The organism is bacterium (genome assembly GCA_040753085.1).
Classification (GTDB): Bacteria; UBA9089; JASEGY01; order JASEGY01; family JASEGY01; genus JASEGY01.
In genome coordinates, this window is the sequence record JBFMHI010000069.1 from 1 (window position 1) to 12,963 (window position 12,963).

At 45.8% G+C, this 12,963-nt stretch carries 6 protein-coding genes and 1 tRNA gene; 3 read left to right on the plus strand and 4 right to left on the minus strand.

Annotation, left to right across the window (positions count from 1 at the left end; all coding sequences use genetic code 11):
• Nucleotides 1-395 precede the first annotated feature (395 nt).
• The 3 genes from AB1797_08390 to AB1797_08400 all read right to left on the minus strand — a co-directional run bounded on the left by AB1797_08390 (nt 396) and on the right by AB1797_08400 (nt 8,813).
• Complete coding sequence (locus AB1797_08390; GenBank protein MEW5767627.1) at nt 396-668, minus strand: type II toxin-antitoxin system RelE/ParE family toxin; 273 nt, start codon at nt 666-668, stop codon at nt 396-398.
• Nucleotides 661-921 (minus strand): type II toxin-antitoxin system Phd/YefM family antitoxin, encoded by a 261-nt coding sequence (locus AB1797_08395; protein MEW5767628.1) that lies wholly within the window; start codon nt 919-921, stop codon nt 661-663. Before AB1797_08395 ends, AB1797_08390 begins: the two co-directional genes overlap by 8 nt.
• A gap of 431 nt (nt 922-1,352) precedes the next feature.
• On the minus strand, nt 1,353-8,813 hold the full coding sequence (locus AB1797_08400) for a hypothetical protein (GenBank protein MEW5767629.1): 7,461 nt from the start codon (nt 8,811-8,813) through the stop codon (nt 1,353-1,355).
• Between the two features lie 78 nt (nt 8,814-8,891).
• Between AB1797_08400 and AB1797_08405 the strand changes: the two genes are divergently transcribed.
• The 3 genes from AB1797_08405 to AB1797_08415 all read left to right on the plus strand — a co-directional run bounded on the left by AB1797_08405 (nt 8,892) and on the right by AB1797_08415 (nt 11,426).
• On the plus strand, nt 8,892-9,929 hold the full coding sequence (locus tag AB1797_08405; GenBank protein MEW5767630.1) for a hypothetical protein: 1,038 nt from the start codon (nt 8,892-8,894) through the stop codon (nt 9,927-9,929).
• A complete protein-coding gene (locus AB1797_08410) occupies nt 9,929-11,230 on the plus strand; it encodes a BamA/TamA family outer membrane protein (GenBank protein ID MEW5767631.1) in 1,302 nt (433 codons plus the stop codon). The genes AB1797_08405 and AB1797_08410 overlap by 1 nt, the downstream gene beginning before the upstream one ends.
• A gap of 121 nt (nt 11,231-11,351) precedes the next feature.
• Nucleotides 11,352-11,426, plus strand: a tRNA-Asn gene (locus AB1797_08415).
• Here the strand turns inward: AB1797_08415 and AB1797_08420 are convergent.
• The gene (locus AB1797_08420; protein ID MEW5767632.1) at nt 11,412-12,449 is read right to left on the minus strand and encodes a recombinase family protein; all 1,038 of its coding nucleotides are present in this window, start codon (nt 12,447-12,449) and stop codon (nt 11,412-11,414) included. The two genes, AB1797_08415 and AB1797_08420, sit on opposite strands and share 15 nt — an antisense overlap.
• Between the last annotated feature and the right edge of the window lie 514 nt (nt 12,450-12,963).

Below are 12,963 nucleotides of genomic sequence, written 5' to 3' on the forward strand. Positions count from 1 at the left end.
GGTGTTTAAAAGTTAGCTAAAATTCCTAAAAAACGGCTTTCTATGCAACCTATAAAAGGAGACGAACCACAATATATTGTGTTCTGTAAGCTTCAAAATCAATATGTGGTGGCTGAGTAGTTACCTTATTATATACCTAACTAACTCTTCTTGTCAACTTTTTTTTCTTTTGCCGGTAGTGTCCAAATAATAGTAGGCCACCAAGGGTTTCCTGATAACCACATAAGAGGCATTCAAGAACTTGAGCCTTTCCAGAAAGTAACAGGTCAGCCCCACGTAGAGGGGCCAAAAGGCGGGTAATGGGTGGGGCCAGGGTTATCCGATGAAAATCAAAGGTAAAGGTGCCATTCGGGAAAAGCTACTGGATTATAGTGGTCAAGTTTTACTTTCTGACGCTAAGTAAAAAGTCTCTTTATTCCTTTATATGTTTTCTCAGACCTTCTATCTATTTTGCCAATATCTATCAATCTCTCTTTGTCGGTCACCATATAAATGACTCGCCAATCACCGATTCTTATTCTGTAAATATCATCAATCAACTTTTCGCAACCTCTTGGTCGAGGAGATTGACGAAGTTTCAGGATCGCTTCTTTGACCCGATAATAATCATCATCAGCCATATCATCTAATATCTTCTCTGCTCTCTGCCTGATGAATAACCTATGCACGTTTTTTCTCTCTGATAGCTGTATATTCCTCAAATGGTCGTCCTGGTTCTTTTTGGGCTTCTAACATATCCCGAATGTCCTCTAAGTCCTCAAGCTGTTGAAGTAAGGTATTATACTCATTTATATTAACAATCATCGCCACGGCGCGACTATTTCTATTTATCCGATAGGCCTTTTTTTCTTTCTCTACCTTATCGACTACAGCGCTTAGATTTTTCTTCACCTCACTGATGGAAATCATCTCCACCATCATATTGTTCCCCTCCTTCGGGTCATTGACACCTAATTGAGCTTTTCAATATATCTTAGCATGCTTTCTTTTACCTGTCAATCAATTTATCCTTGGCTTCCTAATAGTCGCTAACTAATGGGCATTCAAGAATTTGGGCCATTCCAGAAGGTAACAGGTCAGCCCGGCGTAGGGGGCGTAGGGGGGCAAGAGAGGGGTAATGGGTGGGGCCAGGGTTTAGAGGCGCTCGGCTTACTCCCCTACTCTTAGTAAGGGTCAGGTGACACTATTTAGTAACTATTCGGCCACGGATTAGCACGGATAAAATAATTAAAAGCCACAAAAAAAGAAGTAGGCTTACTTACCAATTTTGGAAAAGAAGAACTTGAAGTTAAACGACTTATATAAAAGAAATCAGTGTTTCATCCGTGTCCATCCGTGGCTGAATAGTGACCCTATTTAAAATGGAATTTAAAGTCGAAAGCGAACTGTAATCCGTAATAGCTCTCGTGGCTATTTAGCTGGTCGTGGTGATATTTCCCGGTTATCTTTAAAGTGCCATTGGCGTTTGCTTGAATACTGTAACCGCCAGTTACGTTCAAGGTAAGGTCATGGGTCTTGGTATTCTCCTTGCCATTAATCTCTTTTCTCTGTCTTTGCCACCCTAAGGCAGAAGTCAAATTGACATCATTTTTAAGGTTTATGACTCCCAATCCTGGCATTTTGACTTCCCCGGGTTTCTTAATAATGGTTTTGTGAGTTCCATTCCAGGAATAAGAAGTTTCCGCTGTTTTTTTCCCTATTAGATGATCTTTGCTTTGGCTCCAGCTCATATTGGTGTCACACGACAGGTTATTGGGCCAGGACAGGCTCCATTTTATGGACGGCGTATGCGAAGAGGAACGGGCAGTGGTCACACTGCGGGAAAATTTCTCATTCCGGCTCAATTTATCAGAGAGATTCAGACTTGAACCGGCGGCCTTCTTCAAAACATAAGGAAGCTTTCTGACCCAGGAGAGGACCTCCAGGTTGATATTGCCCTCCAAGCTATTATTATCCTCAGAAGTAACTGTCCCTTTTGATTCACTTTCCGTCCTGGTTGAATTCCCCTTCAGACTGCATGCGGTGATGCGCTTTATCCCTAAGTACCAGTTGGTATTTATGGTATGATTGCGGGTGACGGAACCGCTGTTGCGGTAGTCGGAAAGCTCATCCGTCGTTTTAAACCCCGAAAGGAATCTTCCCCGGTAATAATCCTTGTAGACACGCGCCGCGTCCGACCATAATCCAATGGTGTCAGGCATATCTTTGTAAGCTGCCTTTACATCGAGTTTATAAGTATAGTCGCCGTCGAAGATCTTAAGTTTATCCCACCATTTTCTAGGATCGATTCTTTTGGTGGAAAAAGTCAGGTTAGTTAAGGTGTTGACCGTATCCTTGTTTCGTTTGGCCGGGTCGGCCGTCCTGGGGTCTGTATAGGTCTCATCATAAGATCCATTGAAGCTAAAAGAAGGATCTAAATCCGGCAGGAAAGGAAAATTGGTTCCAAAGTTAAACTTAATCCCATATTTGTAAGGTTCAAAGCCCTGGCTGCGCCTGGTAGAATCTATATAGTTCTGGCTTAAATCAAGAGAAAAATTACTCGAAAGAGAAACAACCGGTGAAAACTTGAGGCTGAAGGATTGACTTCCGGTAACGGTATGATCGACCTGATCAATGGTGTCACTGTCACTGAGGCTGCTGTCAATAGTCTTCTTCTTCCAGTTTTTATTATAGTTATAGCTATAGTTGTGATCGGTGTTAAAGGAAAGACTGTGGCCGGTTGGTATACCCAGAAGGCGTTTGGGGAAGATATAACTATAATTGTATTTAGGGAAGGTCACCTGCCCGGTTAGTTTTTCCTCCTCGGTAGCGCTCTTTTCTTCACCTGTATCGGTGTAATCAGTATTATTCGTGTGATCATAGGTGGTGGAAAGTGTAGGGGTCCATTTCCCAAAAGGGAGACTGACTCCCCCGGTTATCTTCTTGCTCCAATTAGTATTGTTGGGCTGACCTGTATCCCATTTTAAATTAGATTTATCTGTCTGAGTGTAACTTGGGTTAGTGACAGTCGGCATCCATTTTAAAGGGAAACTAATATTTCCACCGGTTAGTGTTTTAGTGGAGCCGATCTCTTTTTTCTTGCCTGTATCCCGTTCAAATGTCGTGTTATCTGCTTGGGTGTAAGTTGTTTTAGAGAGGGTGGGTATCCATTTGAGGAGAGGGCTTTGTGGATCAAGGCTGGGTATTTGAGCAGGCGTAAAGGAGAATCCCACTGTTTTGCTTTCGGCCAGGCTCTCATCTACATTAGCGCCGGTGACATCCGTCACCCGGTCCGGATCGATGGCGCCCCTGCTTTGCTTCCAACTCCAGTCCAAAGGCATAAACTTTATCCGATCCACTCGCCCATTCAGGTTATTATTCACCTTGCGCTGGGGACCCTCAGCCGGTCCCCCGATGCTTTTAAATTGCGCTCCTAAATAATCACTGTCCCAGTTAAGGATCCCCCAGCCATCAAAGCCGCTCTTTATCCCAAACCTAAAGGCCATTGTAGGTTTAACCACGGCCTCACTTAACTCCCTCAGGTGAATCTCATTAACCCAGATTTCTCCAGAGGCCTCGGCACCAGAGTCATTTGAAACCATCAATTTGAGGTGTTTAATGTCTGACAGGGAAGGTTTTTTACCTTTGATAAGAAGGCCGTGGCGATCATAATCAAAGGAAGAGTTGCCTAAGGAAAAACCTCCGGTGCCGGCTAAATCCTGCATTAATGTCCTGAGCCGGTCAAGGTCGATGATCACCCGCCGCCATTCTCCTGCCGGGAAGTCCCATGTGGAACTGCCCTGCATATCGGTTATATTTACCAAGGCCTGCCCTTTCCACTCTTCAGGAAAACCTGATAAGGGAAAGGTATAACGGAAGAAGTTATCATCTTTCTCGGTTCCGAATTGAAAATGAAAGCTGGTATTCGACCTTGTCTCGGCTGGCCGGTAAAGCCAGAAGACCAATTTTTGGTAGTCACTGTAAGGATACTGCAACTGTCGATAACAATAACTACTATCATTCCCCTTCAGATGATAGTTTATCACCAGAGCCCCATCTTTTTTATCCGTATCCTTATCCAGGTCCCTGAACCAGCCATCTTTCAGTAATTGCTTTTCGTAGGTGGTCTGGTAATTCGGATTGGCTTCATTGTTCTTGTCCGAGAGGAAGATTTTAGCCGTATCCTCCTCAATCCAGGTGCTTTTAGCCATTTCGATAGATTGGATCAGGACAGGGGTGTCTCTTCTATCACCTGCCTTACATTTGAGTCTGAGACGAATATATTTCACGGCGGTCCAATCTGGCTTTGTGTCTGTCATTACCACCGCTAATGTCCGTGGGATCTGGTAAAGGACCCAACCATTTTCATCAGGCTCGGTTCCATTCGTAAGCTGAAAGGAAAAATAGGACTCTTCTGTATTCAATCCCCCCCGTCCGTCAAGGTCTTCACTGTCCGGTGTCTTCTTATCATTGTAGTTACCGGCGCCCACATGAGTTATGGCGCTATTGTCTTGGTCAACAAATTCCCAACCAATGTCTTCTTTATCCAGGATATTTGTTCTATCTTTATCCCTCTGCTCAGTTTTAGGGTCGCCGATATTCCAGATAGTATCTCCCTTCTCATCCAGCACGGATTCCTGATAGCCTCCTTGGCCATCGGCATCTTCACTAACCTTGCCCAGATCAACCCATAGTTCCTCCCCCTCCTCAAGCCCTTTGGCCCAGACCTTAAGATAATTGTTATTAGAATAATCGACGCCATCCGGATTAATACAGCGCATAATAGATACCCAGCGACCGTCTTCCGGCGAATTATAAGCCAGGGCCAGCAAATACTCTGTTTTCTGGGTGGTATCCTCCTCTTTGTTTAATATTTGAACCGGGCCGTAATCTTTTTTTTCGTAAGGACCGGGCCTTTCCGAATAAGGTTTGTGATAAGATTCGTCTTCATCTTTATAGAGAAGCATCGCCCTTTTACCAAAGGGCAGACTGCCCAGACTCCAGTCATACTCTCTTCTGGAAAAAGGCGAGGCCCCTCCACCCCCATCAAGGGAGTCAATAATCGCCACCTCCTTCTCATAGACAGACGGGGTATAAAAAGAGGCGGCGGCTTCACCGTCGGCGGTAAGGGTCAAGCGGTTGGCCGCCGGCAGATTAAGGGAGTTAAGGGCCTGGGTCAGTCCTGGGACAGCGTTTAGTTGGCTGTTCATATCCAGAACCTGAAGTCGGGGGGTAGTGGCCGTAACCTTGGGGACATCATTGTCGGCAGAAGTTCCTTTGAAAATGTAAGTCGAGCCAAGGGAAAAACTCTCGGCCGGTTTATATTCTCCCCTCAAACCTACCAGGTTTTCCTTCTTGGCGATAAAACCAGCCGCGTCAAAACACACCCTGATCTTGCTGCCTTCGTTAATATCCTCATCACGGAGAAAGGTAATCTGGCCTATGTCATAGTTGATCTGGTAATCTATATTTCTTTTTTGGGGTTCACCATCTACATAGACGCTTTCGGATTCCTCAACGATATTCATCTGGTCAAGAGAGTAAGTATAAGCCTTGCCTGCTTTTTCGTAAGAGATGATAATGGAATAGCCGGGTTCGTCTTCCAGGGGGGGGGTATAATTTCGGTAGATACTCCGGTGAGAAAGCTTCGTCCACTCTTGAGAAGTATAATCATTTCGATGCGCCTGGTAAAAGGGATTGCCGGTAGAGTTGGCATCAGTCAGATCAAAAGGGGTTGGTTCAGGAAAGACAAGTAGTCCCTCATCCCGAAGGTATTCCAGGGCCTCTTTATCAATCCGCCCATCATTATCCTTATCCAGACCAAAGATCCTGAAATAAGATTCTTCATCAGGCTCTTTTTTCTCACTTTTATTAGCGTCGTAATAAGTCTTATCCTTATTGTCCTTGATTTCGACCGTTAAGTCCGAAGCGCTGAGATACTTTACCTCTGACCCCAGAAGAAAACGATTTCTCAGCTCATAGACCTCATACAGATTAGTCTTCTGGTAACCTGCTTCCGTAGTCTGTTTGATGAGGATGGGAGATGAGGCTGTTCCATATTCCCAGCCGTCCTTAGTCTTAAAATAAACGGCCATAACATCCCCCTCGAAGATATTCCGCTTAAAGGTAAGTATCCCGGTCTTGTAATCAACTATATAATCTTCTCCAGGGATCAAACGGTAAAAGTTACCTAAAAAAACGTCTTTATCTTCCCAATGTCTGGCCGTTATCTTTTCGGTGGTCCTATCAGGATGATCCTCATAGAATTGGCGAGTCTGGTTGCCGAGTAACACCTCTAAGGAATCCTGAATAATAGGCAGGGAATCAGCCCGCTCCTCGGCCGATATTTCGGCCATAAGCTGATAGTATTTTCGTCTCTGGAAGCTCCCGTCACTTTTGGTTATGGTCTCCATCTTGGCCTTTATTCCCTTGAACTCTTTACATTTAGAGGTTCCTTTGGTTTGACTGCCTATGGCCATTAAGGTAAAATCCTTGTGTTTGGCCGTCCCTTTCAGGCCAAAGACCGGCTTGTTGCTATACTTGATAAACTGGGTAGGCATGGTAAGGTTAACATCTCCAAAAGAGGCTTCTTGAACCACCTCCTGGGGTTCACCGGTATAAGCAATGGAAATCTTGGTCTTGTCTTTAGCTATCGTGGCCTTGGGATTGTAATCAAGATTAACTTTAACCCTTTCTCCAATTTGTCCATTAACGCCGGCGGTGATGTTTTGATCAATGGAGAGGCCGCTGGAAAATCCAATCCCTGGCTTGGCTTCTCTATTTTTATCTTTGGTCCATTGGGCATATCCGAAGCTGGCATTTAAGCTCAAGTTAGCGTTAATCTTAAGCTGAGACTCAAAAGGCAGTTTTATTTCGGTAAGTTCGCTCAGACTCATCGGTTTAGATTCTGGCGCCGGCAGAGGCGGTCTTGGTTCTCCCGGGAGTCTGGCTATCTGAGGAGCTTCTTTCGGTTGTTGAGGGCTGCTGTCGGGGGTTTTCGCCTCTAAGGTTTCGAGTCTCGCCCCCACTTCGGGGGTAGCCGGAGTTTCGGGTTCCAGTGCAGCGGGAGGTAGGAAGAGTGTTCCACTGTCTTCAGTTTCGAGTCTCGCCCCCACTTCGGGGGTAGCCGGAGTTTCGGGTCCCAGTGCAGCGGGAGGTAGGAAGACTGTTCCACTGTCTTCAGTTTCGAGTTTCGCCCCCACTTCGGGGGTACCCAGAGTTTCAAGTTCCGGTACAGCGAGAGGTGGAAAGACTGCTCCACTCTCTTCAGTTTCGAGTTTCGCCCCCACTTCGGGGGTACCCGGAGTTTCGGGTTCCGGTGTAGCCGGAGGTGGGAAGACTGCTCCACTGTCTTCAGTTTCGAGTTTCGCCCCTACTTCGGAGGTGCCCGAAGTTTCGGGTTCCGGTGCAGCGAGAGGTGGGAAAACTGCTCCACTGTCTTCAGTTTCGAGTTTCGCCCCCACTTCGGGGGTGCCCGGAGTTTCGGGTTCCGGTGCAGCGGGAGGTGGGAAGAGTGCTCCACTGTCTGGTGGGGCTGTTAGAGCCGCTTCTTCCTCAGCTTCTTGTAAGACCGGGCTGGCCGGTTCTTCACTTGGTTGAGCCACGACCGAAGGAATTGGGGACTTCTCGGCTTCCTGTAGGACAGGACTGGCCGGTTCTTCACCTGGTTGAGCCACGACCGAAGGAATTGGGGACTTCTCAGCTTCCTGTAGGACAGGGCTGGCCGGTTCTTCACTTGGTTGAGCCACGATCGAAGGAATTGGGGACTTCTCAGCTTCCTGTAGGACAGGACTGGCCGGTTCTTCACCTGGTTGAGCCACGACCGAAGGAATTGGGGACTTCTCAGCTTCCTGTAGGACAGGGCTGGCCGGTTCTTCACCTGGTGGAATAGCCACTGACGAAGTGGTTGGTTCGATATCTGAGATAGTAACCGGTCCTGGTTCGGAATCCGTAATCCGCCGTTCACCTTCCACCGTTGTAGTGTCTGAAGTAGTAATCGCTTCTGGTTCCTCTTGAAACGCGGCGTATCCACAAAGTGAGGGCGAAACTCGAAACTTCTCAGGCGGATAGTGAGTTATTCCCAGGATGATGCGCCAGTACCCGTCGGAGTTGTTACCCTTGAGAATTTGCCGATCCAATTGATCGCTGGCGGTAAGGTGGTATCCACCCTCCAGATACAGTTTTAGTCTATCTCTGATTGGATAGGAAACGCCTCCTCCTAAGGGAATAATTACTGTACCGGAAGATTCGGATTTCCCTTCCGTGTTCCTGCCGTCAAAACTCAGCCATCCGAAACCGGCCAAGAGATAAGGCGTAATCCTCTTTATTTTTCTCAGTTGATACAAGGTAATCAGGTCAAGGGAAGTTATCGACGTCGAGAAGGCCCTGTCTTTAAGCTCTCTCCTGGCGATCCCTCCCCTAAGGGCATAAGGAGATTCATCCCATTGATACTCTAAGTGAAACTCGCGGCATGGTTTAACGGTTCCACCACCCAGATCTCCCCTGTATTCGCTTAAGCCCAGACTAAGCCCCAGTCCCAGGCTGCCTTGCTCCCTGGGCTCAGGCAGTGGCGGCGGCTCCAAACCCAATCTCTTACGCAGTTGCTTTATATCCGTGGGGACAAAAGAAAATGAGTCTGAGATTTGTATCTCTGTTAAATTAGAATCCTGAGAGCCTGCATCGGTCTGCCCAACAGAGGGAAAAAGAGGCAGGTATAAAAGGGCCATGATAAGCCCGAGTTGGATCAGTTTACCTGTGTGATTCATAATTCTATTTACATTATACCTTCTAATAGGAAAAAAGACAAGAAAAATTTCGACAATTATCCTTATCATTCTTATCGACCGAGTTTGAGTGAAACTTTAAAATAATTGCTTGACATTTAAATTCAACTCTTGTAAAATAAAAAAGAAATGGCTATGCAATCATTTGAATTGGAGAAAGATATATTAGCATTTCTGGAATACCATCCAGAGGTTATATTAAAAACGCTCCCTACGGCATTGGAGAGGCATCCTGAACTTAAAGGCGAGCTATATGTCATCCTCTCTAAGGAGTATGCGCGAAAGGATGAGGTTAAGGACGAGATTAAAGAAATGCTTACTGAAATAAGGGCTATGAGAGAGGAGAGTGAGCACCGGTTCAAGGCGGAGAGAGAAGAACTCGACCGCAAGCTCGAAGCCCAGAAACAAGAACTCGAGCGCAAGCTCGAAGCCCAGAAAGAGGAACTCGAGCGCAAGCTCAAAGTCCAGAAAGAGGAACTCGAGCGCAAGCTCAAAGCCCAGAAAAAAGAGCTCGACCGCAAGCTCAAAGCTGAAAAAGAGGATCTCGACCGCAAGCTCGAAGCTGAAAAAGAGGAGCTCGACCGCAAGCTCAAAGCTGAAAAAGAGGAGCTCGACCGCAAGCTCGAAGCTGAAAAAGAAGAACGCGACCGCCAATTTAAAGCGGATAGAAAGGAATTTCAGAGTTACCGGGAGGCGATAGATAGAAGGTTTGATGCGGTGGATAAAAGGTTAGACGCCATGGATATCCAGATTAAGGAAGTGAAGGCGGCTGTCGGCAGCCTGGGAAGAAGATCGGGAATAAATCTGGAAGAGACTATCCTGTCTATATTTGAGAAACAGCTTGAATGGAGAAATATTGACGCCCGGAATGTAAGAGGATTAACCATTATGGACGAAGAGGGAAAGGTCTTCGGTGTTCCAAACGTGCCGATTCAGGTGGATATGTATATATCAAATGGAACACACTTTCTCTTTGAGATAAAGTACGCCTTTGATCCGGAGGATATATATCTATTTATCAAGAAGGCAGACTTTGTGGATGAACAACTGGCTATCAAATCAAAGAGGTTTGTGTTAGGATTAGAGATAAGCAGCAAGGTAAAGAAGATAGCAGAATCTCTTGAGGTTGAAGTAATCTCTCGCAAAGGAAGAAAGAAAAAAAGCTGATGCGCCGTGCCTTACTATCAGTTTTCATCCTCCTTTTATCTGTTAGGCTGTCTCCTGGCTATCCCTCCACTCAACCTCTTATTATTAAGGCCATTGTTATCGAAGGCAACCATAAGACAAAAGAGGCGGTTATTCGCCGGGATATATCCCTTAAACCTGGCGATATCCTTAATAAACGAGAACTGATCAAAAGCAGGCGCAGGCTGAGAGAAGGGGGATATTTCTCTTCGGTAAGCCTAAAGCCCAGATCGCTCTACCTCCCCTTTGAGGTATTACTTGAAGTGAAGGTAGTTGAGGGTCGAAGTTGGGATATTTTTCCAGGAATTACTTACAGCTCGGATAATCCCAATCTGGGTGGGGTGGGGATTGCCCTTTTCGCCCTGGAAAGAAATCTCTTTGGTTCAGGAAAGAGGGGCACCCTCAAAGGACTATATGCCGAAGACCGTTATATAGACTTATCCGTGGAAGACCCTCATTTTCTTGATAGCGCTATGGCGCTTGATCTGAATTTTTCATACCAGCAGGGTGAATGGGGACTTTTTGCCAGAGATCAGAGGGTAGATGAATTTGACCGGAAGGAGAGAAAGATAAAGGTCGACTGGGGCGTTCCTGTGGGAGATAGAATTCAGTTGAAGGGGAGATTTATTACCCATAGAGTGGATGACACTAATTCCAATCTTTTAGCCGAATGGGGAGGAAAGACCATAAGCCTTGGCGCTGGAGTTTGCTACGATGTCCGTAAAAATAAATTATCACCAACTACCGGATTCTATGGGGAGATGATAGCTGATTTCTCTTCCGAGGCCTTGGGAGCGGATGATTCCTTTATTAAGGTTTCTCTTGATTTAAGGAGATTCTTCAACCCCTTCCGGGGACAGGTTCTGGCCCTTCGCCTCTTGACCGAAAACGCCACGTCGGCAGCCCCTTTTTATGAACAACCTCAGTTAGGGGGCGCGTCCAGCATGCGGGGTTATGAGCGGGGCCGGTTTGTAGGGCATCACTCTCTCTTGTTGAATGCTGAATATCGAATGGAACTTTTCAAGTTTGGGGGAGGAAGGTCTTCAGCCAAAACACGAAATCCCTGGGCCACCGCCCTTGGTCCATTAAAAATTGATGGGGTTATTTTCTTTGACTTAGGACGAACCTGGACCCACCAAGAGAAAAAAAAGCTCTCTGATCTAAAAAACGACCAGGGTATAGGTCTCAGATTTACCCCCTTTCCTGATCTTATCCTCAGATTCGATTATGGCTTAAGTAAAGAAGACAGGAGATTCTATTTCACTTACGGCCATCTGTTCTGACAAAAAACTCAGAAGGCGAAAGGCCGAGTTTAGCGTCAAAATTTTTCTTGACAAAGGGCAAGATAACTCTTATAATACCTTATAACATCTTAAAAAAGGGACTCAGTGTTTAATTTAACACTCCTCGGTAGCTCAATGGTAGAGCCCTCGGCTGTTAACCGAGTTGTTGTAGGTTCGAGTCCTACCCGAGGAGCCAGACTTGACGCCCAGACGAACTTGGTTTTAAATAGGTTAACGCTTCGCTGTTTTCAGCGAGGCGTTTTCCATTTATAGTCCCTTCTTGAGGTACGGGAGGCATGTTCCATGGGATGGTATCTTCTATAGGTTGGTTTATATACATCTGCAATTCAATCCTGTCTTCATAAACCCAGATTTCTTTGATTAAGGCCCGGATTAGGCTTTTCTGTGCATCAGGTGGTGCCTGGTCAAGATATTTTAAAGCAAACCTTATGTTTGAATATAAGAACTGTCCAGAATTAGCATTCATTTGTGCTACGCTCTTCTGTGCCTGAAGTTTTCCAAGAGTATCTTCGAGTTTCAATATTTCCGCATCCAGCTCTGCCATTTTAGTCTTAAAGGTTGTTCCCTCCGGTATAGTTCCATGTAACGCTAAATCAAGCAATCGTTTTGCTTCCTTCTTGGCAGCTTCCAGATGTCCTTCCTGTTCAGCAATCAATTTTTCAAGATTTTCAAGTTTTGTTTGTGCATCCAGAATGGCGTTGCCAATAGCCTTGATTAATATTTCCTGGTCATTGGATGCTTTCTTAAAATACTGAATAAGTGCCTGGTCAAACACAGTCGCAGATACTTCAGGCATATTACAGCCAAGTCCCTGCTTTGACCGACCACAAATGTAGTAAAAGAATCTTTGTTTTGAACGATTAACGCAGGATAGTGAAATATAATGGCTCTTGCACTTTGGACATTTTAGCAGTCCTTTCAGGAGATAATTATACTCAGTTGGTTTTTTTATGAACCTGTGTCCCGGGATTTTGCCGGTCACAAGTTTATTCGCTTTTTCCCAGAGGTTCTCATCTACAATCGCAGGATGCGTTCCTTTGTAAAGTTCTCCTGAATACTGCACATAACCCTTATAAAAAGAACACTTAACAATATTTGAAATACTCTGTTTTCGCCATTCCTGCCCCTTAGGTGATTTAACTCCCCGCCTTGATAACTCCAATCCAATCTCAGATAGAGATTTATTGCCAGCAGCCATTTCCCATATAAGTAATAGTTCAGCTGACCGCTTCGCGGTCGGCTGAACGGCGCGGCGGGCTTCGCCCGCTTGTTCGGCTTCGCTCGCTACGCTCGCGGCGGCCGAACAAGTGGCTGGAGCCGATGCTCGCATCGGCGAGCAAGCTCGCCTCCGCTCGCACGGCTCAGCCGCCGCGCCGATATCAGTCGGGATTTTTTGTATACACTGAGAGATATGTATATCAGGCGCCGGGAGAACAAGGCCTTTGCCATATATTCGATAGGACTGGTTAGGATTAAAAATATTGCCGAATTAAATTTTGGCAGTCAATCGCCATTCAATATCGCCGTACAAATAAATATTGAAAATTTGGGACGGTTCGCTTTAGTGTGAGAGCTTGCGTCTAAAAGATGAAGTGATTTGTAGCAAAATTGCAGTTAAATTTAACCAAGAGCAGATAGCGACAGGAAATTTTCAGGTGTTATTTGGTTAGGACAACGTATTAGATCGGCATTTTTGGGGGGACATGGGGGAC